The organism is Coprobacter fastidiosus, from assembly GCF_030296935.1.
Classification (GTDB): domain Bacteria; phylum Bacteroidota; class Bacteroidia; order Bacteroidales; family Coprobacteraceae; genus Coprobacter; species Coprobacter fastidiosus.
This window is the reverse complement of record NZ_AP028032.1, coordinates 3,238,031-3,264,024: the sequence shown is the minus strand read 5'-3', so window position 1 is coordinate 3,264,024 and position 25,994 is coordinate 3,238,031. Positions and strand designations below refer to the sequence as shown.

Genomic DNA, 25,994 nt, shown 5'->3' with positions numbered 1-25,994 from the left:
GGATTAATAACCTGACTAATCTTGTCAACAAAGAAACACGATCAGGTCATTTTTACGTTTTTTCCGATCTTTTTTCCCGTTTTCATTCATCAGACAGCCAGTTACACAACAACAACATCCTCGAAAGAAATTCTCAACCTGACCCGTGCAAAATTTATACAGGCTCTTAGAATAATAAAAAATAAAAAGAATAATACCGATTTACCAAAAATAAAATTATCTTTGTCTTATAAATAAGTGTTCATTGAAAAAAACATATCGAAAAGCGTCCAGTCTTTTTACTTTGTAACAAAACTACCAATTTCTGTTATTTAAAACGTGTAAAAATGGCTGGACGCCTGCGCTGTCATATGCGTGGGCGTTCCTTTCATTTAAACGTTTGGGGATTGGTAGTTCCTGTTACAATACATGAAAGATAACTCTCCACGCTTTTTTTATGTCTTTTCTATACATAAACAACAATTTTTCATGCGTATTTATCGCTGTTAAAAGTTAAATTTATTCTACCAAACCCTTAAATATTTATTGTATGGATAAGATGATCATCGGTGAAAATGCCGGAAAAATCTGGCAAGCAATGAAAAATATAGAAGAAATATCAATTCCTGAATTAGCACGTAAGCTCGATTTAAGTGCTGAAAGTACAGCCTTGGCAGCCGGATGGCTAGCGAGAGAAAACAAAATTTGTATTAGACAAAAAAACGGTGTAATAAAACTATTTAATGAGAACTACTACGCTTTTCGTTATTAATAAATATCCAATAAATATTTTTATTTCTAAATCATTTCATCAACGCTAAACCGGCTTTTCAGTGGTTAACTATCCGACTCATTAGAAAACAAAAGCCTTAAATATCTTTTCAAAAAATTTCTAACTTACTCGATACCTTTCTAAAAAAAAGAATGAACTTTGTTTTTAAAGTTCATTCTTTTTTTATTATTATTTTTCTTTTTATTAAAATACCAATCCAAGTTTAAAAGCAAATCCTTTTGCCTTATTCTCGCTTTGAAAATTCATTCCGATATTCAACTTTTTATAATTAATACCAAAACCGACATTAGCTAAAAATCCAGAACCTTCTATCTCTAAAACACCGATAGAACACCCTAAACCTAAATCTATATAAGGAGCAAAATCATCTGTTACCGGATAATAACCTTTCATATCAAGAAAAACAGGTACTGTCATCCCCCAAACGGTTTCTAAATCTCCGTCATATTCATCAAAACTCAATATATCTTTATACGCATTAAATCCGAAACCGAGACCGACAAAAGCATATTTACTGATTCGCGAACCATGTATGGTTTCGAAAACAACTCTGTCCAAACCGTTTTCACCTAAACCCAAAGCATAACCGAGATTAACTTCTCCTTGATAACGAGGATATTTCTTATTATCCCCGACACTTTTCTGCGAAGATGAAGCATACGTTGACATTATATCCTTCTTTCCGTTTTGATATTTAATCATAAAAATCTCGGAAGCCGGAATTCTATATATCGGACCATCTTGATAATCCCACATTTTATATTTAATTTCATCTCCGGAGACCTCCATTACTTTCGACTTAATTTCTTCTCCATCTTTTTTAACAATTACATCTTGAGAATAAGCCCCCATTCCTATTCCTAAAAAACAGAGTAAACAAAAAAGAACTTTAGAAATTCTTTTCGAAAAAACAGCATGCACAATCTTCACAAATTCCATATAACATCATTATTATACATTGCCTATAGTCTCCCCTGAATCGGCAAATACTACAATAAAAAAGCGTGGGAAACTGTTTAATATTTTGCCTTAATATTAAACTCGACACATTAATCGTCAACCTGCCAGGCACCAAGGCATATCATAAGCCAATTATGATTCTCTTTTCATCAGATCTATACAACTAAAAATATCGAGAATTCTAATATATGGTAATATTTAAAAACGCTTTAACTATAAAATAATCACTGCAATTTTCTAATTATAAACAGATTTTAATAATGTTACAAAATTAGAAAATATTCCATATCGAACCCTCGAATCAAGCACTCTGACGCTATAATTATATATATCTATATTTATCTAAGAATCAATGATATGATTAAGAAGAATAATACACCAAATAGAGAGACAAGAAAAAAGCAAGTTTAAGAGCCTTCCTAAAAAGCCATTTATAAAATTCCGCAAAAAATGAAAATCATTTCTTGCGGAATAGCTTGTATAAAAATAAATACCTATCCTATCTTTCGAATAAAAAATCTGTCAGATTTTAACGATCTATACCATTTCTAATCATGATTTTTTATCGAGACTATCATGTTCGTGATCAGCAATTTGCTTCTTTAATATTTCGATAGTCTTAGTGGCAATAGCCTTTTCCCGCTGAAGTTGTTTTATTTCAGACATCACCAAAGCAAGTTCATAAGAAGCACTAATAGCTTCTCTTGTATTATTATCCATAATAAAAGAGAAAGGTCGCTTACCTTCATAACTTACCTTTATTTTTGCACCATTACTATTATAAACCAAATCTGCTACCGAACGCATCTGTTTCCCTTTATACGTCACAACCTCAGTCGTATTTCCGGCATTTACAAAACGATAATTATTCGCACCGTCATAAGGAATAACCGATGTAAGAGCAAATGTCCCGTCCGGTAACTCCACTTTTACCGACTCATGATTCAATTTTGTCGCTCCGGAATAGACACTCATCAACTGCATCTGTCCATCTTCTGTCACCTGAATGCGCAAACATGAACGGTTGACACTCCCGGCATTCCGGTCTTTTTTGAAAACATAATTACCCTCTTCCTGATATTTTTCATCTTTCTGCAACTTAAATTTAGAGAGTAAATCTTTCTGAAAGGCTTGACGTATAGGCAACAAACTATCCACATAAGCGAGATTACGTTCATTTATACTCAAATCCACACGGCGCATCAATTGCATTCCGGCACGAATTTCATCAAATGCCCGAGGATCGATCTTGGCAATACTGTCAATCGCAACTTTAGCTCGTGCATAATCCCCTTGCCGGTATAGCTCTTCGGCTTTCTGATATTGCTCGGCAGCCGGATTATTTTTTTTTGAACATGCCCCTGAAAACAGGGCTAAACCGATAATCGAAATAAAAAAGATTCTTTTCATATATTATCTATCTAAATATCATTTAACTCAACGTAACCCGATCTACACTCTTAACACCCTTTACGGTCTTCAATTTTTTCATCAAAGCATTCAATGCAGACAAATCATCGACCAAAACCGTAATATGTCCTTGAAAAAGTCCGTCATTAGAATCTATGGATATACCTCGCATCGCAATATTTTTCTCTTTCGAAATGATCGACGTTATATTCGTCACAATACCGATATCATCATTTCCGACGACACGCAAAACGGTAGCATACTGAGAGCCTTGCTTTCCCGACCAGCGCGCCTTAACGATCCTATACCCGAAACGAGTTCTTAAAGCCAAAGCATTAGGGCAATCCATTCGATGTATTTTAATACTCCCCTGAGTAGAAACAAATCCGAATATATCATCTCCATAAATAGGATTACAACATTTCGATAACTTATAATCTATTCCTTTCAAATTCTGATCGATCACCAGCACGTCTTCTTTCCCAAATTCTTCAGAAAAATGCGGTTGTACATAATTCTCCGCAGTACGCGACTCGGTCGATTCTTCATTCTCTTTCCTATCCAAATCGAGATACGAATCTATAACAGCATTCACATCGATTTTTTCTTGCGACAGATCATAATAAAAATCAGTTACCGTCTTATACCCTGTTTTTTTTATCAAACGCATCATGATCGCCTCATCAACATCGATTTTCCGATTTTTAAACCGACGCTGCAACAATTCTTTTCCAAATTCGGCCTCTTTATAAGTGGCCTCATTCAAAGCTTGCTTGATTTTTACACGGGCTTTAGAGGTTGCAACAATGTTCAGCCAATCTTGCTTAGGCGTCTGTGAAGGTGAAGTCAGAACTTCGATCGTATCCCCACTCTTAAGAACATATTTGATCGGCTGATTTTTATCGTTCACTTTTGCTCCGACACACTTGCTGCCCAAAGCGGTATGAATTAAAAAAGCGAAATCCAGAACCGTCGCACCTTTAGGCAATTTATACAAATCCCCTTTCGGAGTAAATACAAAGACCTCTTTATCATAAAGATCCATCTTAAACTCCTTCATCAGTTCCATTGGCCCGGTAGCATCGGCAGACTCTAAAATATCCCTGACATTATTCAACCAGTCATCCAGTCCGCTCTCGCTTTTTATACCTTTATATTTCCAATGTGCCGCCAACCCTCTTTCAGCAATTTCATCCATACGTTTGCTTCGTATCTGTACCTCGACCCAACGGTTTTCGGGTACCCACACTGTTATATGCAACGATTCATATCCATTGCTTTTGGGTATAGAAAGCCAATCTTTAAGTCGTTTCGGATTAGGCTGGTACATATCGGTAACAATAGAATACACTTTCCAACAATCTGCCTTTTCTTGATCTTCAGGTGTATCCAAGACTACCCGTATGGCGAACAAATCATAAATATCTTCAAGCTCGGCCTTTTGCTTCCTTATCTTATTCAGTATAGAAGATATAGACTTTGTTCTTCCCTTAATCTCGAATTTCAATCCGGCAGCCTCGAGTTTAGCCTTCACCGGTTTTATAAATTCATAAATATATTTATCCCGGGCAGCTTTCGTTTCATTCAGTTTTCGGGCAATCTCATTGAAAGTAGGCCGATCGGTATATTTCAGAGCGAGGTCTTCTAATTCGGACTTAATCGTATAAAGCCCTAAGCGATGTGCCAAAGGAGCATACAGATAAGATGCTTCACAAGCCACATTTACTCTGAACTGCTCATCAGGATGATGGTTTATCATCCTCATCAGACATAACCGATCTGCAATCATAATAATGATGACCCTCACATCTTCTGCAAAAGTCAATAATAATTTTCTGAAATTATCGCTCTCTACCGTTGCCTGCTTAGCATAAAGACCGTTCGCTTTAATTAATCCACGTATGATTTTTGCTATATCTGATCCAAATATAGCTTCGACTTGTTCATTGGTATAGCTTCCTCCGGAAACCAAATTATAAATCAGGACCGAAATTAACGTACTACGTTCAAGACCGACTTCTTTGGAAAGGATAAGAGCCGTATTAATATTTCTCAACAAGACATTTATCCCCTTTTCGTCCCGTAAATAATTACCTTTTTTTACAGCATCGGTAATCATTTCTCGAATACGCTTGAAATCGTCTTCCCCGATCAACGAATGAGAGGATCGCCACAATGCCCGGTAAGCAACCAGGAACTCTTTCCGTTCAGGAACGGTAAAATATGTACTCTCTCCCATAATTCATATTATTTATTATCTAAAAACAATTCAAATATATATTTTTTGAACTTACTATTCACGAATTTAATAAGGTTTTTGTAAATTTGAGTGGTTTTGCAACATATCATTAACTAAATAATATACTATGACATTTACACAAGAGGATCGTGATTTATTGATGCAGAAAGGCATTAGTGAATCCCAAATAGAAGAACAATTGTCTTGTTTTAAAACAGGATTTCCGTTTCTGAAGTTGAAATCGCCTGCCTCTATCGGCAACGGCATCTTGTCTTTAAATGAAAAAGAGAGTGAGCATTATCTCGAAATATGGGAAAAATACTTGTCGGGAAATCCGGTTATCGTCAAATTTGTTCCGGCTTCGGGTGCTGCAAGCCGGATGTTTAAAAATTTGTTCGAATTTTTAGATGCCGACTATGCCGTACCGACCACCGATTTCGAAAAAAAATTTTTCAACAATATTACCCACTTCGCTTTCTATAATGATTTGAATGCCATCTGCATTAAAAATGAGGGGCAAGATATCCCGACTCTGATTGCAGAACAAAAATATAAGCTGATAATCGCAAATCTGTTATTAGAAAAAGGGCTGAATTACGGAGCACTGCCCAAAGGAATGTTGAAATTTCACAATTACGGAGATATTAACCGTACAGCCATGGAAGAACATCTTGCCGAAGGAGCTTTGTATGCACGCAATGCAGCAGGGAATGTCAATGTGCATTTTACCGTATCAAAAGAGCATTTACCCTATTTCAAACAGTTAGTTTCTGAGAAACAATCCGATTACGAAAAAAAATTCAACGTAAAATATTCGGTTAGTTTCTCAGAACAAAAACCGTCGACAGACACAATCGCCGCTGATATGCAGAATGAGCCTTTTAGAGACAATGGCAAATTGGTATTTCGTCCAGGTGGACATGGCGCTCTGATCGAGAACCTGAACGATATCGATGCTGATGTAATCTTTATCAAAAATATCGACAACGTCGTGCCTGATAAAATCAAGGATTCGACTGTCTTGTTCAAAAAAATAATCGGAGGGGTATTGATCTCTTTACAACAACAAATAGATAAATATGTCGAACTACTCGAAAGCGGGAAATATACAATGGATAACGTACGGGAAATTATCACATTTGTACAACAAAAACTCTTCATCCGCAATCCGGAAACAAAAATTTTTGAAGACAGCGATCTGGTTGTTTATCTATTGAAGAAGTTAAGACGTCCCATTCGCGTCTGCGGTATGGTCAAAAATGTCGGAGAACCCGGAGGAGGTCCGTTCCTCGCTTATAATCAAGACGGATCTTATTCTCTTCAAATCCTCGAAAGCTCCCAGATCGATCTTAAAAATCCCGAATCGAAAGCCATGTTCGAGGCATCGACCCACTTTAATCCGGTAGATTTGGTTTGTGCCGTTAAAAACAGAAAAGGAGAAAAATATAACCTTCCTGACTTCGTCGATAAAAATACAGGATTCATTTCTCTGAAATCTAAAAACGGAAAAGAATTGAAAGCCCTTGAATTACCGGGATTATGGAATGGCGCTATGTCCGATTGGAACACCGTATTCGTTGAAGTACCGATTTCCACATTCAACCCTGTAAAAACAGTCAACGATTTGCTAAGAGAGCAACATCAATAAATAACAAGCTGTAAAAAAAAGTAATTCCGGAAAAAATTTCCGGAATTACTTTTTTTACAAACTTCTAATGAGTCTATCTTATAACAATAAAGTTCTAAAACAAGAAATTCTCTAATCAATCCAACAGTACCACATTTATTCTAACGCAAGATAACAATATTCGTAAATATCTTTTGTCTCAGGATCTCTATATTGTTTACAATACTTATTTCCTACTTTAAACTCAATAGGATATTTAAAAATAGGTCCATCAAAAACAAATGTATGGTACTCTCCATTTTCTCCACATATATCTACATCTGGCGGGAATTCTTTAAGAAACTCTTCATCAATTATTTTCCCTACAAATTCTTCCGATAAAACCGCTTTATCCACACAAATTATAATAGCTTTAAAACCAAGCCGAATAAATTCAGACATAAGCTCTTTTGCAGGAGTATTCCACAATGGGAACTCAGCTTGTATCCCTGCTTTATTACACTTTTGTTCTCTACTTTTACGTAATTGTTCTAAACGCAAATCCCCGAATAAGGCTGTCGTGATATTTTGTTCTTTAAACCGGTTTATCTGTCCGCTCATAGCCGATTCATACTCTTCTACCGTCCATTTCGGATCAAAATCAAATGATACCAACGGAATGCCGATAGATTCTGCTTGTTTTTTCAATAATTCTATCGACACTCCATGCATCGCAATTTCTTCACTGTCTGATTTCAAAACAGAAAACAAAGCTTCAACAACAAATTTATCTGAACATATAGCTCGATATAAAGCCAATGATGAATCTTTACCGCTGCTCCAATTAAAATAAGCTATTTCCATACCGATATATAAAACCGTATCGAGATATTATTTTCACGGGGATCATTAGTAATTTTCCAACCGACCAGCATCGATACGAAGCAGTGTGAAAAGCAAAATAGTAAATCCCCAAAGAGATGATCCGCCATAACTGAAAAACGGTAAAGGTATACCAATCACCGGACATAACCCGATCACCATTCCCACATTAATGGCTAAATGAAAAAACAATATACTGGCTACACAATAGCCATATACCCGACCAAACACAGAACGCTGACGCTCGGCTATCTGAATAATACGTATAATCAGGGCAAAGAATAATATCACGACCAAAGAAGCTCCCCAAAAGCCTTCTTCTTCTCCGATCGTACAAAATATGAAGTCGGTATCCTGTTCGGGTACATACTTTAGTTTTGTTTGCGTTCCATTCAAAAAACCTTTTCCCCATAAACCTCCCGATCCGATTGCAATCTTCGATTGATTTACATTATATCCCGCTCCTCTGGGATCATCTTCCATTCCCAAAGCGACCTTAATACGAGTCTGCTGATGAGGCTCCATAATATCGGTAAACACATAATTCACCGAAAACAGAAAAACTACCGATGCTATGGCAAAACAAAGTGTAAGAAGAAGTTTCGTATTGCGACTTTGCAGATATAAAAAAACAATATACAAAGAGGATAGAAAAATCAATGATAAGATAACATATACCCAATTAAAAGATATTCCTAAAACAGACAGCAGATAACAAATTACGGAAACCGATGCCGACAGCAAAAGAAGATTCCGTACCACGACAGAGTCTTTATAAAAATAAGCGATCATACCGATTATGACCAAAACGATCAATGCCAGCACAAGCACCTCACCCACAGGGGTACTTCCCCACAACATATCGCTATATTTCACTCCTACCACAAAATAAACGATCGAACATAACCCGGCAAAAAGAATCAGTCCGGTCATGCCTTCACGATAAAGCATAAATATCAATGAGGCATATACCAAAGCCGATCCGGTCTCTTTCTGCATCATGATCAATGCCATAGGTAACAAAATCAAAAGGCAGGCTTTAAAAAAATTAGACGGCACGGTCAGCACGAAATTATATGAACTGATCAGACGTGCTAACGCCAATGCAGTCCCGAATTTTGCAAATTCGGCCGGCTGAATATTTACCGGTCCTAATACCAGCCATGACCGAGAACCTTTAATCTCCGGTGCTAAAAAAATAGTCGCTACCAGAAGTATCATAAAACCGATGTAAATAGGATAGGCCAAAGCTTCATACATGCGGCTGTCAAGCATCAGCAATACGAACGCTATACCGAACGAAAGCCCGATCCACAATAATTGTTTCCCGGAACGTTCCGAAAAATCGAATATACTGGCATCATCGAAATTATAGCTTGCGGCATAGATACTCACCCATCCGATAAATACAAGCACCGTATATAATCCGATCGTGTACCAATCAATAGACTTCCATATACTAATTTCCCTTAATGCCACTGTATATCATTGTATTTGATGTTACCATTCTTTCTTCTAAATAAGCTCTCTCAGGAGCTATAAAACCATTCAGATACTTTTCGATCATCAGGCTTCCTATCGGGACTCCGAAAGTAGCTCCAAATCCTGCATTCTCTACATAGACGGCTATTGCGATCTTAGGATTGTCCATCGGGGCAAATCCCATAAACGCAGAATGATCCTTTCCATGAGGGTTTTGCGCCGTACCCGTCTTTCCGCAAACATCTATTCCCGGAATAGCTCCAACCCGACAAGTTCCTCCCGTAACAGCCATTCGCATTCCTTCTACTATATAATTATAATATTCACTATCTATATGTGTATATCGACGCTGCCTGAACTCTTCATTTAAAACCGTATCTTGTATTTCTTTTACGACATGAGGTGTATAAAAATATCCCCGATTTGCAATCGTAGCCGCCAAATTTGCGATTTGCAACGGTGTAGCCAAAACTTCGCCCTGACCTATGCCGATAGAAATTACAGTCAGCGCCCGCCAGCGATTCTCACCATATATTTTATTATAAAACTTGCTATTCGGAATAAATCCCCGACTTTCTCCCGGCAAATCTATTCCTAACCGATAGCCATATCCCATCGAAACAAGATAATCTTTCCATATATCAAAAGCTTCGGCTGTATTTTTATATCTCGAACGACTGTCGAGCATGGACCGAAGCCCGTAACAAAAATAAGCATTACAAGAGGTCTGTAACGCCGGAAGCAACCCTAACGGAGATCCATGAGCATGGCATCCTACCTTCAGTCGTCCTGCAACAAAGCCATGATAGCAAGGATACATTGTATGAGGAGTTATCACTTTCTCTTGTAGAAATATAAGCCCTTGCGTCGGCTTGAAGGTAGAACCGGGAGGATATGCCGCCATAAATGCCCGGTCATATAACGGTTTATAAGGGTTCTTATTCAATTTCAAATAATTTTTCCCCCGCTCACGTCCGATTAATGCAGATGGGTCGTATGTGGGGCTCGATACCAAAGCCAATATCTCTCCGGTCGAAGGTTCTATCGCAACGATAGCTCCGATTTTGTTCTGCATCAAATATTCACCATATTGCTGCAAGTCCGCATCAATAGAAAGTTTCAGATTTTTCCCCGATTTAGGGGCTATATCATATATCCCGTCTTCATATTTCCCTTTTATTCGTCCATGTGCATCCCGAAGCAATATCTCTATGCCTTTTTCTCCTCTCAAATACTTCTCATAAGATTTTTCTACTCCAAGATCTCCGGTATAATCTCCTCGTATGTAATAATCATCTTTTTCAAGATCACGAGGAGAGACCTCCCGGATATTTCCCAATACATTGGCTGCACTATTTACGGCATATTGTCTGAGTACCCGATTCTGAATAAAGAATCCGGGAAATTTATAAAGCTTTTCTTGCAAACGTCCATAATCTTGTGCAGATAATTGGGAAATAAATGTTTGAGGGGTATAGGCCGAATATCCGGGATTTAACCTGCGATCTTTTACCATAGCCCAACGACGGTCGAACTGTTCGCGAGTAATACCCAGTGTCCGGCAAAAATCCAACGTGTCAAATTCCTGAATCTCCCGAACAATCATCATAACATCGTATGCCGGTTGGTTATAGACCAATAATTTACCGTTCCGGTCATAAATCAGTCCCCGTGAAGGGTATTGTATCTTTTTAAGAAACGCATTACTATCGGCAAACCGTTTATAATCATTATCCAATACCTGTAATGTAAAAAGACGTACCAGATAGATCAAGACCACAACAGTCATGATACCGATGATTACCCACTTGCGGTTTCCTAAATTGTAATCGACGTTCACTTCTTTTTCCAATTTAAGCTTTCCAATGCCAAGATCAAAATAAACGTAAGCAAAGTACTTGACAAAATACGTAATACGAGAATCAAAGGGGTGAAAAATGAAAAAGCTTCTATAATAAAAACTAAAATGCAAAATAGAAAAATCACACAAAATGCATATATCGAGAAATATCCCGATCCGAACGAACGAAACGACGGTACTAATGAAACTTCTTCATTACCCCGCTGTAACACCAAAGCGATAAACGTACGTCTTACAAAAGCAACGGAAACAGATGCCAAAGCGTACATACCGGGTGTATTACTGAATATATCGATAACAAGCCCCATCAAAAACGACAGAGTCATTGTCCAATTAGCAGACAACGTTGTAGGTAATTTCAAGATGAAATAAAGAAACAGAAAAGGGGTGGCATATCCGAACAAAGCAATACGGTTAAAGACCGATACTTGCAACAGCACCAGTATAATAAACGAAAATATATAACCGATTGCCGATTTACTCATCTTTTTTAGCCTCCATTTCCAAAATCCGACGTTCTTTTTGTCCTTTATCATCAAGAATCCGGACATCATTCAGTCGGAAAAAATCAGTAGATAGTTTCACTGTTAAAGCATAGAAATTATCATTCCGCTGTTTTGAGAAACCGTCGACCGTACCCACCATCAGTCCTTCCGGAAAAACAGAGGAGTAACCGCTTGTCACGATAGTATCGCCTTTGACAAACTTCACATGTCGGGGCAACTCCTCCAACACGGCAAAACGAGGATCTTTTCCATCCCATACTAAAGAGCCGAAATAATTACTGCCCTTTACTTTACAACTCAACCTTAATTTGGGATTCAATAACGATATAGCAACAGCATAATGATCTGAAACGACATTGACAATACCGACAATTCCATTCTGATCAATTACCCCCATCTCCGAATGAATTCCGTCTTTTCTACCCTTATTCAGTGTAATATAGTTATGAGTCTTAAAAACACTGTTATTTATCACCTGCGCAATTTGAAAATCATATCGGGAAAGAGATGAATCTGCAGACGTGCGAACCAACAGGGAATCTCCACTCAAGCGACTGACTTCATCCCGCAAACGAATGAGCTCCATCTCAAGATTGCCGTTCTGTTTTTGCAAATCCCGGTTTATCTCCTGTAACCCGAAATATCCTGTAATTCCACTGGTCATTATATAGAAACGGCCTGCCATTTCATTTGCCGAACTGAAAAAGACACTTTGCTGATAAGGATTGAATTTGAACAGCAAAACAAAACAGATGACAAGATAAAAAGCATACACAAAGATCGGACTGTGATTTATCAAAAAAGAGATCAGTTTGCGCATGTGCCGAATCTGACTAATTATTACTACTACGAGTCACCGACTGTTAGAAAGGATTTTCCCTTCCCGACAAACGGTAACTCGTTTATATCTAAAATCCCGGTATTACCGGATCAGGAATGAGAACTTATCGATATTTTTCAAAGCAATCCCTGTTCCTTTAGCAACCGCATGCAACGGATCTTCGGCTATATGGAAAGGTATTCCGATCTTATCGGTCAAACGCTTGTCCAGACCTCTCAGCAAAGCTCCTCCGCCTGCCAAATAAATACCGTTGCGCACAATATCTGCATATAACTCAGGAGGGGTTTGTTCTAATGCACTCAATACGGCAGCTTCTATTTTTGAAATAGATTTCTCGATACAATGCGATATTTCCTGATATGATACGGGAACTTCCATCGGAAGAGCCGTCATCCGGTTCGGACCATGTACGATATAATCCTCCGGAGGATTAGCCAATTCGGTAAGAGCCGAACCCACATTGATTTTAATCATTTCTGCTGTACGTTCTCCGACTTTAACATTGTGCTGACGCCCCATGTACTCCTGAATGTCGGCCGTAAGATCATCCCCGGCTATACGGATAGACTTATTCGATACGATTCCACCCAATGAAATTACGGCGATTTCGGTAGTACCGCCACCTATATCCACAATCATATTTCCCTCAGGAGCTTCAACGTCCAGACCTATTCCGATAGCAGCGGCCATCGGTTCATAAATCATATAGACATCCCGGCCTCCGGCATGTTCGGCAGAATCCCGTACAGCACGAATTTCCACTTCGGTACTTCCTGAAGGAATACAAACTACCATACGCAAAGAGGGAGTAAACCAACGGTTTTTCGTATTCACCATTTTCACCATCCCCCGAATCATTTGTTCGGCAGCATAGAAATCCGCTATCACACCGTCTCTTAAAGGGCGTAATGTACGTATATTTTCATGAGTCTTACCATGCATCTGACGAGCAGTTTCTCCAACTGCTTTCAACTTATCGGTACGTTTATCCAATGCAACCATAGAAGGTTCATCTACCACTATTTTTCCATTGTGAATTATAATGGTATTCGCCGTACCCAAGTCTATCGCGATCTCTTGAGTGAAAGAAAATAATCCCATCTTACTATTTTATTTTTATAAAGCACAGATCATTCCGGGAAATATCCGATACCTGATCTATACCCTATCTTAATGTTTAAAATGTCGAATACCGGTAGTAACCATGGCTACTCCGTTCTCATTACAATAATCGATCGTCTGGTTGTCCCGCACCGAACCTCCGGGTTGGATAACAGTATCGATTCCTTCTTTGTGAGCAATCTCCACACAATCAGGGAAAGGGAAGAATGCGTCCGAAGCCATCACACAACCTTTCAAATCGAAATCGAACGATTTAGCTTTTTCTATCGCATGACGTAAAGAGTCTACTCGGGAAGTCTGCCCCACTCCGCTTGCATAAAGTTGTTTTCCTTTAGCTAATACTATAGCATTCGATTTACTGTGCTTTACAATTTTATTGGCAAATAACAAATCTTCTACTTCTTCCGGTGTTACGGATTTTTTTGTAACCTGCGTCAACTCTTCCGGTTTCTCACAGTGTAAATCCCGTTCCTGCATCAACACTCCGTTAAGTAAAGAGCGGAATTGCAAAGATTTTGTTTTATTCTCTTTTAGAACCAATATAATACGGTTCTTTTTCTGTTCCAAAATTTCTAAAGCATCAGCATCGTATCCCGGAGCGATAACGACTTCGAAGAAAAGATTGTTCATTTCTTCCGCCGTAGCTTTATCGATTTTACCATTTGTAACCAATACACCACCGAAAGCAGACACCGGATCGCCTGCCAACGCAGCTTTCCATGCATCTACCAATACAGGACGCGATGCTAAACCGCAAGCATTATTATGTTTCAATATAGCAAACGTCAATTCATCGAATTCCGCAATCAAAGAAACTGCGGCATCTATATCCAATAAGTTGTTATATGAAATTTCTTTCCCATGAAGTTGTTCGAACATTTCATCGAACTTCCCAAAGAAAAGACCTTTCTGATGAGGATTTTCGCCATAACGCAATACTTTGGCATCGTTCTCGGCATAACGGAAATAAGAACCTTCTCCGTTATCGAAATAATTAAAAATTGCAGTATCATATCCTGAAGAAACAGCAAAAGCCTCTTTTGCAAACCACTTGCGATCTTCTATCGAAGATTCCGCACCTTTCTCATTCAACAACTGCATCAGAGGAGCATATTGTCCTTTCGAAGCAACAATAACTACATCTTTAAAATTTTTCGCAGCAGCACGTATCAGAGAGATACCGCCGATATCGATTTTCTCGATAATGGCGCTTTCGTCAGCTCCCGAAGCTACAGTTTCTTCAAAAGGATAAAGATCAACAATCACCAAATCTATTTCCGGAATCTCATATTCTGCAATTTGTTTCTGATCGCCTTCCAGCTCACGACGACATAATATACCTCCGAAAACTTTAGGATGAAGGGTTTTCACACGCCCTCCCAATATTGAAGGATATCCGGTCAGGTCTTCAACAGCTTGACAGGGCAATCCCAATGATTCTATAAAAGCCTGCGTACCACCGGTAGATATAAAACGTACACCTTCACTATGTAATTTCTTTAATATCTCATCTAATCCATCTTTGTGGAATACCGAAACCAAAGCGGTTTTAATTCTCTTGTTTTCAGACATATATGCAAGTTTAAATTTTTCAAAGCACAAAAATACGAAATAATGTGATTGAAATACACAGATTATGCGAAAGTTTTAGAAAAAATAATGTTACAAACTTTTTGATTCTCACAAACGTATCGCTTCTATCCCCAAAAACAAAAAGGAATGTAAATTCGAACAAAAAAACAGTCCTTTTTACCGCCTTTCAAAAAGAAAATATATAAAATCAAATTCTATTTTCACTTTCTTAAAATTCTCAAATCATCGGTTTACACCCTGAAATACCGTTCGATCTATCCCGGTTCAACCGAACAAAATCATCCCGATACTTGCCATCCCAACGAACAATGGTCACATCTCCCGACATGCCTGTTTAAATTTTAGAAAATGCCTGATCAAGATCTGCAAGAATATCATCTATATGTTCCGTACCTATCGAAAGCCGTATAGTCGAGGGTGTAATATGTTGTTGCGCCAATTCGTCCGGTGTCATTTGAGAATGTGTTGTAGTATATGGATGGATGACAAGACTTTTTACATCAGCGACATTGGCCAGTAACGAAAAAATTTCTAATGAATCGATAAATTTCCAAGCCTCTTCTTTTCCTCCTTTTATTTCAAACGTAAAAATACTGCCAGCCCCTTTAGGAAAATACTTTTCGTAAAGGGCATGATCGGGATGATCCGGTAGCGAAGGATGATTCACTTTCGATACTTTCGGATTATTTTTCAAATAATCAACCACTTTCAAAGCATTTTCGACATGCCGTTCTACTCGCAGGGATAAAGTTTCCAGCCCTTGCAACAGGATAAAAGCATTGAACGGAGAGATAGCAGCACCGGTATCACGCAAAATGACCGCCCGTATGCGGGTAACGAATGCCGCTTGTCCTGCCACATCTGCAAAAACAGCTCCATGATAACTCGGATCTGGTTTAGCTAAAGTATGGAATTTTTCTGCATCTTTTTTCCAATCGAATTTACCGCCATCCACAATAACTCCCCCTAAACTAGAACCATGTCCACCGATAAATTTAGTCGCAGAATGGATTACTATGTCCGCTCCATGCTCAATGGGACGAATCAAGTACGGAGTCCCGAAAGTGTTATCTATAATCAACGGAATATTATGACGATGAGCGACTTCTGCAACAGCATCGATATTCGTCACATCAGAATTCGGATTCCCAAAAGTTTCGGCATAAATCGCTTTCGTATTAGGTCTGATTGCAGCCTCGAGCAATTTCAGATCATTCACATTGACGATAGTATAGCTAACACCTTGTGCTGCCAACGTATGCGTAATGAGATTGAACGAACCGCCATATAAATTGTCTGCGGCAACAACATGATCTTCCACTCCAAGTATATTCTGCAAAGAATAAGTAACAGCGGCGGCACCCGAAGCGACGGCCAACCCCGCAACCCCGCCTTCAAGAGCTGCTACCCGCCGTTCAAAAACATCTTGAGTCGAATTTGTCAACCGTCCGTAGATATTTCCTGCGTCACGCAATCCGAAACGGTCGGCCGCATGCTGAGAATTATGAAATACATAAGAAGTGGTCTGATAAATAGGTACTGCACGTGCATCTGTTGCCGAGTCCGGATGTTCTTGCCCTACATGAAGCTGTAAAGTTTCAAAATGATAATTTTTCTTTGACATAACAGTATATGTTTATTATTTACAACGACAAAGCTACATTATACAGGATAATAATCCAATATATTTTAATAATACAGAAAATTATTCTAAATATATTCATTGTTTCGATTTTTTAATCTATACAAATTCTTCAAATTCGCCATTCTAAAGAATATTATCCTAAAGCTTAAAGTCTGAACTCTACAATAAAAAATCAGGTCATTTCCGCATTTTCTTCCGGTCTATAACGATTAAAAGAAAAACATTATTTTTGTAACGAGCTTCGAGCCTATTCAAAATTTATCCGGTTTTGTTTCGGGAATTTTTTTTAAGAACATATTTCTGTTTGTATAAAGTTAATAACGAAAGGCTTGACGAATAAAAACAAAAATAAAGCGAAAGGTAATTTAAAGAAAGCCCGAACAAATTATTCTATCGAAAATTTTAGAGTCTGTCGTACATTTGTACTCGGGTAAGTTTTGAGAGTTTCTTTCGAGGATATTTTTCTGTTTTTAGGAGGAGGATAGCGGGCTATCTGACGAGGGAAAACGGGAAAATAGACCGGAAGAAAACGCAAAAATGACCTGATAATATTTTTTTATTGGAAAATTTAGACAGGCTCTTAAATAAGTTCCTATTATTGAATTTCAAAAAACAGACTATGAATAATCCGGTTAAAATAGACAAAGTCGATTTACAAATACTCCGCACGTTACAGGGAAATGCACGACTCACGCTCAAAGAACTTGCCGCGCAAGTAAGTCTTTCTTCAACTCCCGTATTCGAACGGCTTAAACGTTTAGAAAACGAAGGATACATCAAAAAATATATTGCGATTCTGGATGCAGAAAAGTTAAATCAAGGGTTCATTGTATTCTGCAACGTAAAGCTGAGCAGAATAAATCAGGAAATAGCAACCGAGTTTACCCGGATCATTCAGGACATTCCAGAGGTAACCGAGTGTTATAACATATCGGGAAGTTTTGACTATCTGTTAAAAATCCACGCACCCAATATGAAATATTATCAAGAATTCATACTGAACGTATTGGGTTCAATAGAAAGCTTAGGCTCGATAGAGAGCACATTTGTCATGGATGAAGTAAAACATAATTACGGTATTCATATTTAAAAAGAAAAGCTGTCTCCCACAAAAGAAATCGCAAAAATGACCGGATAATATTTTTTTATCGGAAAGCCCTCAACACTCCTCATAAATCCCAGTATAGGTTAAAATAAACTATCACCAATCTATAAAAGACTCTATTCTTTATAAACTCTCATCTCACATAAACGACAATCGAACTCAAGGCGTAAACGGGTATCTTTATAACATAAATAAAGCGGAGCTTTCCATTCTCCAGCACTTTTTTCACGAAAGCAATGTCCCGATTCGCGACGTATGCAATGACGGGTAAACATCAAAGGTACATTATCTTGTACTTGTACTTCAAATGCAGGATCGATTTCCGAGACTCCATGTCCGGCATAAAATTTTCGCGCCTTTGCATTATAGACATTCCCAAGATAGGTCAATTTCGATTGAGGAAAAGGATAGATACCCTTAGCCGACTTTCTTTTTTCTGTACGATATGCCTCTTTTCGAGCTTTTAACAAAAGCTCCGCTCCTTGCCTACGCATATCCGCCAACAAAGAAGCCGGAACAAAAAAGTTTTCCGTAGCATTTAAAACGACTTTGTCCATCCGAAATGGAGTATCCCCCAATTTTCCCAATTGATTTTTCTGATTCTCAGATTGCGGACTCCTTGCTTTTTCTCCCGACCATTCCCGAGAAATGGAAACCGATACCCCGGTTTCATCCGTAATCAATAAGCACAGCTTTTCTAATGTGCCGGATAACTCCAAGTTTACTGCAATTCTCCTGTCTGCACTTTTTCGGGCAAGAGTTTTCTCAAATTCCTGATCATAGTTACGGTACAGTTTCGTTTTAATCCTTATCCGAGGCATTTCTGCCGGGAATATAAGATTTCCTTCCGCCCTATTCACTCGAAACCCTTCAAATATACCGGATTCATTAAAAAAACATATCCCATCTCCATTATTCAACTTTTGTACTCCGGCTACAGTTATCGATTTAGAGGAAACCTGTTTTACCATACCTATATATTCTCCCATCGACTTAGGCGTATCAGGAGACGATATAGATTTCGAGTCTTTTTCATTCAACAAATACGGAGTAAAGCCTCTATTAAAACTCTTGTTCGGATCGGGAGTAAAAAAGAAATCGGTCTTTCCGGAAGAAGACCTCACATACTCCGGACGACGCTCCAATATCGCATCTAACTTCTTGCGATACCAAGCCGTCACATTTTTAACATAAGACATTTCCTTAAGACGTCCTTCAATCTTCAAGGAAGAAACTCCGGCATCCAACAAAGCCTCAAGGCTGTCGGTACGGTTCATATCTTTAAGAGAGAGTAGATGTTTATTTTTTTCCAATACCTTTCCGTCTGCATCCAGTAACGTATAAGGAAGCCGACAATATTGTGCACACTCTCCACGATTAGCGCTGCGTCCGCTCAAACAATGACTCAAATAACATTGTCCGCTATAACTTACACACAAAGCTCCATGTATAAAAACCTCCAAAGGAACTGTCGTATTTTCTGAAATATGCCGGATTTGTTCTAACGACAATTCTCTGGCCAACACCACCTGCGAGAATCCTGCATTTTCAAGGAAACGGACCTTTTCTACCGTACGATTATCGGTTTGCGTACTGGCATGTAAAGCTATCGGAGGTATATCCAGTTCAAGAATCCCCATGTCTTGAACAATGAGAGCATCGACACCGACAGAATACATATTGCCAATAATCCGTTCGGCCTCAAGCAATTCATCGTCTTTCAATATCGTATTCAACGCCACATACACCCGCGCATCATATTTATGGGCATAATCGACCAGTCGGGCTATTTCGGTCGTATCATTGCCCGCAGCAGCACGAGCTCCGAAACGAGGCGCACCTATATAAACGGCATCTGCCCCGTGATTAATTGCTTCGATACCGATCTCGGCATTCTTGGCAGGAGAGAGAAGTTCGATAGGTCTTGATGATATCATTTTATTTCCCGAATATCGTATGGTGTTTGTTGATATACAAAATAATTCAGCCAATTAGAGAACAAAAGGTTGGCATGCCCTCTCCAGCGAACCAACGGTCCTTCCTTCGGATCATTATTCCGGTAATAATTCAACGGCATCTCTATCGGTAACCCCTTATCCAAATCCCGACGATATTCCGTGTCTAAAGTATAAGGCGAATACTCCGAATGCCCGGTAATAAAAAATTCCCGGCCTCCACGTGCCATAACCATATATACTCCGGATTCTTCAGACTCCGAAAGCAGGGTCAGTTCAGGAACTTTCTCTATATCGGACTTACGCACCTCCGTATGCCTGCTATGAGGCACATAAAATTCATCATCGAATCCTCTGAATATCGGATTTTGATGATCATACACTTTATGTTTAAAAATCCCGAACATTTTTTGCGGCAACGGATATTTAGGAACACCATAAAAATGATACAATCCTGCTTGAGCCGCCCAACAAATATATAATGTAGAGGTCACATGCGTACGTGCCCAATCAAATATCTCAGAAACCTCTTTCCAATAATCGACTTCTTCAAACGGCATCTGCTCTACCGGAGCCCCGGTAATAATCATACCATCATAATTTTCATTCCGCAACGTCGAAAAATCCTTATAAAACGTCATCATGTGCTCTACCGGAGTATTTTTCGATATGTGTCCCGATATTTTCAGAAAATCCACCTCTATCTGCAATGGCGTATTGGATAATAACCGGATAAGATCGGTTTCGGTCGTAATCTTCAACGGCATCAAATTCAATATGACAATACGCAAAGGCCGTATATCTTGAGTAGATGCCTGCTGAGAATCCATTACGAAAATATTTTCAGATTTCAATATCTCTACAGCCGGTAATCTGGATGGTAAATTTAATGGCATAAACGCGTCCTCCTATTCAATATGTGCAAAAGTAATCAATAAAGAGAGAAACTCAAAACCGCTTTTTTCCTTTATAAAAAGAGCGCATTAATAAATGCGCTCCAATAACCATATTTTACTATTTGTCATGATCGATATAACTTTTCACGAAGAGCTTTCACTCGTTCATCGGTAATATAGTCGTCATAGTCCATCATTTTATCGATTATGCCATTCGGAGTAAGTTCGATAACCCGGTTACAAACTGTCTCGATAAACTCATGGTCATGAGAAGACATCAGAATATTTCCTTTAAATGCCTTCAATGTATTGTTAAACGCCTGTATAGACTCCAAATCAAGATGATTCGTAGGAGAATCCAAAATCATCGTATTAGCATTTTTCATCATCATACGGGCAATCATACAACGCATTTTTTCCCCTCCGGATAATACCGAAGCGCTTTTCAACAACTCTTCTCCGGAAAACAACATTTTTCCGAGAAACCCCTTTAGATACAATTCACTGGTATCTTCTGAGAATTGAGCTAACCAATCGATCAGGTTCATATCGGTATTGAAAAATGCCGAATTGTCAAGAGGCAAATAGGCGGTCGTAATAGTTTGCCCCCACTCAAACGTACCTTTATCAGCCTTAACCACATCATTTATAATTTCAAAAAAAGCGGTCATGGCACGAGGATCTCGAGATAAAAATACGATCTTGTCGTCTTTCTCAACCGTAAAATTCACATCCTTGAATAGCAAAGTTCCATCAACTGACTTTTCAAGCCCTCTCACTTCGAGAATTTTATTCCCCGGCTCTCGATCGGGAGTAAAAATAATGCCCGGATAACGACGTGAAGAAGGTTTGATTTCCTCGACATTCAATTTTTCCAGCATCTTTTTACGACTCGTGGTCTGCTTTGACTTTGCAACATTGGCACTGAAACGCTGAATAAACTCCATCAATTCTTTACGTTTTTCTTCAGCTTTCTTATTTTGTTGCTGTTGTTGACGCAAAGCCAATTGACTCGATTCATACCAAAAGCTATAATTTCCGGCAAACAACTCGGTTTTACCGTAATCGATGTCAACGGTATGTGTGCAGACTGAATCTAAGAAGTGTCGATCATGCGAAACAACCAATACCGTATTTTCAAACTCCGACAAATAATTTTCGAGCCACATAACGGTTTCAAGGTCGAGGTCGTTGGTAGGTTCATCAAGCAACAGGTTATCCGGCTTTCCGAACAAAGCTTTTGCTAACAAAACACGTACTTTTTGTTTACCGCTAAGATCTTTCATCATCATATAATGCAGATCTTCTTTTATTCCCAAACCACTTAACAAATTAGCAGCATCACTTTCGGCATTCCAACCTTCCAGTTCTGCAAACTTTTCTTCCAGCTCAGAAACTCGAATACCATCAGCATCGCTAAAATCCGGTTTCGAATAAAGGGCATCCTTTTCTTTCATTATATCCCACAAAACCGTATGTCCCATCAATACGGTATCCATCACGGTAAACTCGTCAAAAGCAAAATGGTCCTGACTCAATACCGATAACCGTTCACCCGGACCTAATGCAATTGTTCCGTGATTCGGATCGATCTGTCCGCTGATCGCTTTCAGAAAAGTGGATTTTCCTGCCCCGTTAGCCCCTATAATACCATAACAATTTCCCGGAGTAAATTTAAGATTCACATCTTGAAAAAGTACCCGTTTCCCGAATTGTATGGCCAAATTATTTACTGTTATCATATTTCGTTAATTGCTTCTTTTGTTAATTTTAAATCCGAATGTGACATATATCACGCATTTTTGCATGATTTTTCAAATTCGGCACAAAGGTAGTTATTTTTATAACATCAACCTAACAATGCATTTCCCGAATACGACAAAAGGCTGCTCCGACAGAGCAACCTTTTATGTATCTTCTCCTTTCGGACCGCTTATTTAAAACACATACGCAAAACCGAGATTCATATATACATTATACATCTTAAAACTTATCGCCGTAAAGTCTCCGGGGAAAAGTGGGGTCAAACTCCACGTCAAATCACCGTAAACCGATAAATGTTTATACGCAACAAACTCTGCTCCAAGCTCAAGGCCTGCATTAAATTTTTTAATATCGTCAGAAAAATCATACGTAGCATCCACGTTCATTTTCTGACTTAACGGAGTCCCTTCCCGAATGTAACCGTTCCGTGCAGTTCCAGAAAAGTCACCTCGGGTTAAAAAAGACAAGAAGCCTCCGAATTTCAAATCCCACCGCTTCGAAATATCATATACCGCCAATATAGGTATCGTGACATAATCATTCTTCACTTTTGTCTCTACATCTCCAGTAAAAATTCCTTCAATATAACGTCCGTCATTCAACAGTCTTATCTGATAGTTCTTTACTTGAGCATCGGTTTCCATAGCCCGTGTCTCTAATCGAATCCCGGTCATAACTCCCCACTTCTCGGTCAGCTCCCGTTTCACGCTTCCTTCCAACGAAAAAGAAAGTGTCGGATTATAAGAATTAATACCTCGTATTTCGGCAGGAAGTCCCATCGGAGAAGTCCCTCCGATATTAATACCGGCCTTCACACTGAACTCATATTTTTTGGCCTCAGCTTCAGAAACTGTACCTATCAATAGCGACAGCATTGCTGCCAATCCCATTTTTTTCAGCGTTTTCATCGTATATTTTTTCAATTTTCTTCACATTCAATTTTTACGTCATCGATCCACAGAGTATTCCCCACTCCTCCTATAAAATGATCGCCATAAAAACTGGAAGAGAATACAATTGCAAGGCTATACTCATAATTTTTCAAACGATCGGGATCTACACTTTTCCCTTCTCTATATTTAAAATCGAATACATGATGTTTATATACACCTCCTGTGCCGTATTGATCAGAGTTGTCAGCCTGCTCATGCAGTCCGGCAATAGCAATAATAGGATTGTCGCCATCCTCTTTCAATATCGTATTTCCGTCAAGATAAGAAACTCCATATAAATTTTTTGCTTTTACATTATCATACAAAACAGCATATACGGCACAATAATCTCGACCGTCTCCATATTGTGTTCCATTGCCATCTTTATCGTAAGACATATTGACATTGCTGCCATCATACTTAAACCAAACACTCATCCGCAGAGGTTTTTTCCTAAAAGGTAAACCGAAATGCGTAGCTTTCATCGGTTCTTTCATAATATTTATCCCTTTAGACGTAAATTCTCCTAAAAACAGATTCCCCGCAGCAATCGGCATTCCCTGTGATGCTCCTAAAGAACCTGTTTTTCTGGTCTTTAAACAAGCTGCACCCTCTCCCTCATGCACATCTATAGAAGTCGCCTTAAACGTCGGATAATCTTTAGGTCCTCCACTTGCAACCAACGAGAAACCAAAATTTCCGGATGCCCAAATATACTGATCTACAGGAATATCTTCTCCTTCAACATATTCTACACTATGCTCATAAACCTCTTCCCACTTATTAACCGCCCAATATTCAAAATTGTAAACAGTCGGAATTTCTGTTTCAAGAAATACGACAGTATATGTTTTTTGCCAATTTTTATCTTCTGACGTCACAATATATTTCTGAGGTTTTGTAAAATCTAATTTACCGGTATTCACCGGAGCAATTGTTGCCCCCGGGGAAAGAGTAAAAGAAGGTTCTATATTTGTACGATCGACCATCCCCTCCTTTAGAAATACCGAAACTCTATTCTGATCTATTTTCACATTCAGCACACTACTCATATCCGGGATAGTAATATCCTCAATATCGGCTTCTACATTAGGAGCTTCATCTTTTATACAAGATGAGAACATAGTGAGTAAGCCGAACAATATATACAACCATTTATTTTTCATATAATTACAGTTTTATTTCCGAATAAATTACAAAGCAAAAGTACACCAAATTTCCGAATTAAAGCTCTAAAAACAATTATTACCCGTAAATCGGAACCGATTCATAAAAATAATCTTGTAACTATTACAAAACCCATCATTTATCAATGATAGATATCAAATTACAAATCAATTATTTATAACAAAACCACGATCTTTCTCGAAAGATATGATATTAAAGAGTTAAAAAACAATAAACACAAACTTAAAAAAAACCGTTTTATCTCTTTTATAAGAGAGATAAAACGGTTTTACACATGATTTTACAAAATTCCAACTATATAATATATTGAGAACTGATCGACTCATTCTCATATACTCTACGAATAGTATCTGCAAACATCTCTGCAATGCTTAATATGCGAACTTTAGGACAATCTTTATAATAAGGGATACTGTCGGTAAAGATCATTTCGGTCAATTTTGACTCATTTACCCGATCTGTTGCAGGATCGGACATAACGGCATGACTGGCAATCGCCCGCACAGAAAGAGCTCCCTTACTCATCATCAAATCTGCAGCTTTAGTTATAGTTCCTGCCGTATCTACCATATCATCGATAAGAATGACATTTTTATTTTCAACATCACCGATTACTGTCATACTCTCTACTTCATTGGCTTTTGCCCTGGACTTATGGCATAATACCAAAGGCACACCGAAATATTTCGCATACGAATTAGCGCGCTTCGAACCTCCGACATCCGGTGTTGCAATAACCATATTTTCGAGTTTCAGAGACTGAATATAACGACTGAATACAGAAGAGGCATACAAATGATCTACCGGAACATTAAAGAATCCCTGTATCTGATCTGCATGCAGATCCATAGTGATCAAACGGTCGATACCGGCAACACTTAACAAATCGGCTATCAGCTTTGCAGCAATAGAAACACGAGGTTTATCTTTGCGATCTTGCCGCGCCCAACCGAAATAAGGCACTACGGCGATTATCGATTTCGCAGAAGCTCTTTTTGCAGCATCGATCATCAATAAAAGCTCCATCAAGTTATCAGAATTAGGGAATGTCGATTGTACCAAATAAACTTGGCTTCCCCGAATAGATTCTTCAAAAGATACTCCAAATTCACCATCCGCAAAATGCTGAATTTTCATGTTTCCCATTTCGCAATTTAAAGCGTTACAAATTTTTTCGGCAAGATAACGGGAATTTGTTCCCGCGAAAACCTTGAAAGGTGGTTTCTGGCTCATTG

The 25,994-nt window shown here is 38.5% G+C and carries 20 protein-coding genes; 3 read left to right on the top strand and 17 right to left on the bottom strand.

From position 1 onward, the window contains the following. Positions 1 to 529 precede the first annotated feature (529 nt). Entirely contained in the window at positions 530 to 751 is a 222-nt protein-coding gene (locus QUE35_RS12910; RefSeq protein WP_009317574.1) for a winged helix-turn-helix domain-containing protein, read from the top strand. 204 nt (positions 752 to 955) lie between these two features. On the opposite strand, the gene QUE35_RS12905 is transcribed toward QUE35_RS12910, so the two are convergent. From QUE35_RS12905 to QUE35_RS12895, 3 genes are all read right to left on the bottom strand, one after another. Continuing rightward, complete coding sequence (locus QUE35_RS12905; RefSeq protein WP_009317575.1) at positions 956 to 1,711, bottom strand: hypothetical protein; 756 nt, start codon at positions 1,709 to 1,711, stop codon at positions 956 to 958. A 573-nt stretch (positions 1,712 to 2,284) separates the two neighbouring features. Further along, the gene (locus tag QUE35_RS12900) at positions 2,285 to 3,142 is read right to left on the bottom strand and encodes a hypothetical protein (RefSeq protein WP_009317576.1); all 858 of its coding nucleotides are present in this window, start codon (positions 3,140 to 3,142) and stop codon (positions 2,285 to 2,287) included. A gap of 22 nt (positions 3,143 to 3,164) precedes the next feature. Continuing rightward, positions 3,165 to 5,381 carry a RelA/SpoT family protein gene (locus tag QUE35_RS12895; RefSeq protein WP_286260970.1) on the bottom strand — a complete coding sequence of 739 codons (2,217 nt, stop codon included), beginning with the start codon at positions 5,379 to 5,381 and terminating at the stop codon, positions 3,165 to 3,167. 127 nt (positions 5,382 to 5,508) lie between these two features. On the opposite strand from QUE35_RS12895, the gene QUE35_RS12890 reads away from it, so the two are divergent. Then, positions 5,509 to 7,029, top strand: a complete 1,521-nt coding sequence (locus tag QUE35_RS12890) for a DUF4301 family protein (RefSeq protein ID WP_022601028.1) — start codon at positions 5,509 to 5,511, stop codon at positions 7,027 to 7,029. Positions 7,030 to 7,164: 135 nt separating this feature from the next. On the opposite strand, the gene QUE35_RS12885 is transcribed toward QUE35_RS12890, so the two are convergent. From QUE35_RS12885 to QUE35_RS12850, 8 genes are all read right to left on the bottom strand, one after another. Then, the gene (locus QUE35_RS12885; protein WP_044261808.1) at positions 7,165 to 7,851 is read right to left on the bottom strand and encodes a Dph6-related ATP pyrophosphatase; all 687 of its coding nucleotides are present in this window, start codon (positions 7,849 to 7,851) and stop codon (positions 7,165 to 7,167) included. A 45-nt stretch (positions 7,852 to 7,896) separates the two neighbouring features. Then, a complete protein-coding gene (gene rodA, locus QUE35_RS12880; RefSeq protein WP_122329741.1) occupies positions 7,897 to 9,348 on the bottom strand; it encodes a rod shape-determining protein RodA in 1,452 nt (483 codons plus the stop codon). Then, entirely contained in the window at positions 9,329 to 11,191 is a 1,863-nt protein-coding gene (gene mrdA, locus QUE35_RS12875) for a penicillin-binding protein 2 (protein WP_009317580.1), read from the bottom strand. The genes rodA and mrdA overlap by 20 nt, the downstream gene beginning before the upstream one ends. Next, complete coding sequence (gene mreD / locus QUE35_RS12870) at positions 11,188 to 11,697, bottom strand: rod shape-determining protein MreD (protein ID WP_009317581.1); 510 nt, start codon at positions 11,695 to 11,697, stop codon at positions 11,188 to 11,190. Before mreD ends, mrdA begins: the two co-directional genes overlap by 4 nt. Then, positions 11,690 to 12,538, bottom strand: coding sequence for a rod shape-determining protein MreC (gene mreC, locus QUE35_RS12865; protein WP_022602153.1), 849 nt, complete (start codon positions 12,536 to 12,538; stop codon positions 11,690 to 11,692). Before mreC ends, mreD begins: the two co-directional genes overlap by 8 nt. A gap of 102 nt (positions 12,539 to 12,640) precedes the next feature. Continuing rightward, positions 12,641 to 13,660 carry a rod shape-determining protein gene (locus QUE35_RS12860; protein WP_009317583.1) on the bottom strand — a complete coding sequence of 340 codons (1,020 nt, stop codon included), beginning with the start codon at positions 13,658 to 13,660 and terminating at the stop codon, positions 12,641 to 12,643. Positions 13,661 to 13,729: 69 nt separating this feature from the next. Continuing rightward, on the bottom strand, positions 13,730 to 15,253 hold the full coding sequence (gene purH, locus QUE35_RS12855) for a bifunctional phosphoribosylaminoimidazolecarboxamide formyltransferase/IMP cyclohydrolase (protein ID WP_022602150.1): 1,524 nt from the start codon (positions 15,251 to 15,253) through the stop codon (positions 13,730 to 13,732). Positions 15,254 to 15,608: 355 nt separating this feature from the next. Continuing rightward, positions 15,609 to 16,898, bottom strand: a complete 1,290-nt coding sequence (locus QUE35_RS12850; protein WP_022602148.1) for an O-acetylhomoserine aminocarboxypropyltransferase/cysteine synthase family protein — start codon at positions 16,896 to 16,898, stop codon at positions 15,609 to 15,611. A 640-nt stretch (positions 16,899 to 17,538) separates the two neighbouring features. On the opposite strand from QUE35_RS12850, the gene QUE35_RS12845 reads away from it, so the two are divergent. Continuing rightward, positions 17,539 to 18,009, top strand: a complete 471-nt coding sequence (locus QUE35_RS12845) for an Lrp/AsnC family transcriptional regulator (protein WP_022602146.1) — start codon at positions 17,539 to 17,541, stop codon at positions 18,007 to 18,009. A 131-nt stretch (positions 18,010 to 18,140) separates the two neighbouring features. On the opposite strand, the gene QUE35_RS12840 is transcribed toward QUE35_RS12845, so the two are convergent. The 6 genes from QUE35_RS12840 to QUE35_RS12815 form a co-directional block, all read right to left on the bottom strand. Continuing rightward, positions 18,141 to 19,961, bottom strand: a complete 1,821-nt coding sequence (locus tag QUE35_RS12840) for a peptidase U32 family protein (RefSeq protein WP_031258842.1) — start codon at positions 19,959 to 19,961, stop codon at positions 18,141 to 18,143. After that, complete coding sequence (gene metA, locus QUE35_RS12835) at positions 19,958 to 20,875, bottom strand: homoserine O-acetyltransferase MetA (protein WP_022602142.1); 918 nt, start codon at positions 20,873 to 20,875, stop codon at positions 19,958 to 19,960. Before metA ends, QUE35_RS12840 begins: the two co-directional genes overlap by 4 nt. Positions 20,876 to 21,000: 125 nt before the next feature. Then, the gene (locus QUE35_RS12830; protein WP_022389840.1) at positions 21,001 to 22,617 is read right to left on the bottom strand and encodes an ABC-F family ATP-binding cassette domain-containing protein; all 1,617 of its coding nucleotides are present in this window, start codon (positions 22,615 to 22,617) and stop codon (positions 21,001 to 21,003) included. A 195-nt stretch (positions 22,618 to 22,812) separates the two neighbouring features. After that, on the bottom strand, positions 22,813 to 23,547 hold the full coding sequence (locus QUE35_RS12825) for a porin family protein (protein WP_052330529.1): 735 nt from the start codon (positions 23,545 to 23,547) through the stop codon (positions 22,813 to 22,815). A gap of 11 nt (positions 23,548 to 23,558) precedes the next feature. Further along, a complete protein-coding gene (locus QUE35_RS12820) occupies positions 23,559 to 24,737 on the bottom strand; it encodes a PCMD domain-containing protein (RefSeq protein ID WP_022602138.1) in 1,179 nt (392 codons plus the stop codon). Positions 24,738 to 25,053: 316 nt separating this feature from the next. Further along, the gene (locus tag QUE35_RS12815) at positions 25,054 to 25,992 is read right to left on the bottom strand and encodes a ribose-phosphate pyrophosphokinase (RefSeq protein ID WP_009317595.1); all 939 of its coding nucleotides are present in this window, start codon (positions 25,990 to 25,992) and stop codon (positions 25,054 to 25,056) included. Positions 25,993 to 25,994: the final 2 nt, after the last annotated feature.

Bases quoted from the DNA above. Each gene is read 5' to 3' on its own strand.
- QUE35_RS12910 (WP_009317574.1), top strand. From the start codon at position 530: ATGGATAAGATGATCATCGGTGAAAATGCCGGAAAAATCTGGCAAGCA.
- QUE35_RS12905 (WP_009317575.1), bottom strand. From the start codon at position 1,711: ATGGAATTTGTGAAGATTGTGCATGCTGTTTTTTCGAAAAGAATTTCT.
- QUE35_RS12900 (WP_009317576.1), bottom strand. From the start codon at position 3,142: ATGAAAAGAATCTTTTTTATTTCGATTATCGGTTTAGCCCTGTTTTCA.
- QUE35_RS12895 (WP_286260970.1), bottom strand. From the start codon at position 5,381: ATGGGAGAGAGTACATATTTTACCGTTCCTGAACGGAAAGAGTTCCTG.
- QUE35_RS12890 (WP_022601028.1), top strand. From the start codon at position 5,509: ATGACATTTACACAAGAGGATCGTGATTTATTGATGCAGAAAGGCATT.
- QUE35_RS12885 (WP_044261808.1), bottom strand. From the start codon at position 7,851: ATGGAAATAGCTTATTTTAATTGGAGCAGCGGTAAAGATTCATCATTG.
- mreD (WP_009317581.1), bottom strand. From the start codon at position 11,697: ATGAGTAAATCGGCAATCGGTTATATATTTTCGTTTATTATACTGGTG.
- mreC (WP_022602153.1), bottom strand. From the start codon at position 12,538: ATGCGCAAACTGATCTCTTTTTTGATAAATCACAGTCCGATCTTTGTG.
- QUE35_RS12860 (WP_009317583.1), bottom strand. From the start codon at position 13,660: ATGGGATTATTTTCTTTCACTCAAGAGATCGCGATAGACTTGGGTACG.
- purH (WP_022602150.1), bottom strand. From the start codon at position 15,253: ATGTCTGAAAACAAGAGAATTAAAACCGCTTTGGTTTCGGTATTCCAC.
- QUE35_RS12850 (WP_022602148.1), bottom strand. From the start codon at position 16,898: ATGTCAAAGAAAAATTATCATTTTGAAACTTTACAGCTTCATGTAGGG.
- QUE35_RS12845 (WP_022602146.1), top strand. From the start codon at position 17,539: ATGAATAATCCGGTTAAAATAGACAAAGTCGATTTACAAATACTCCGC.
- QUE35_RS12840 (WP_031258842.1), bottom strand. From the start codon at position 19,961: ATGATATCATCAAGACCTATCGAACTTCTCTCTCCTGCCAAGAATGCC.
- metA (WP_022602142.1), bottom strand. From the start codon at position 20,875: ATGCCATTAAATTTACCATCCAGATTACCGGCTGTAGAGATATTGAAA.
- QUE35_RS12830 (WP_022389840.1), bottom strand. From the start codon at position 22,617: ATGATAACAGTAAATAATTTGGCCATACAATTCGGGAAACGGGTACTT.
- QUE35_RS12825 (WP_052330529.1), bottom strand. From the start codon at position 23,547: ATGAAAACGCTGAAAAAAATGGGATTGGCAGCAATGCTGTCGCTATTG.
- QUE35_RS12820 (WP_022602138.1), bottom strand. From the start codon at position 24,737: ATGAAAAATAAATGGTTGTATATATTGTTCGGCTTACTCACTATGTTC.
- QUE35_RS12815 (WP_009317595.1), bottom strand. From the start codon at position 25,992: ATGAGCCAGAAACCACCTTTCAAGGTTTTCGCGGGAACAAATTCCCGT.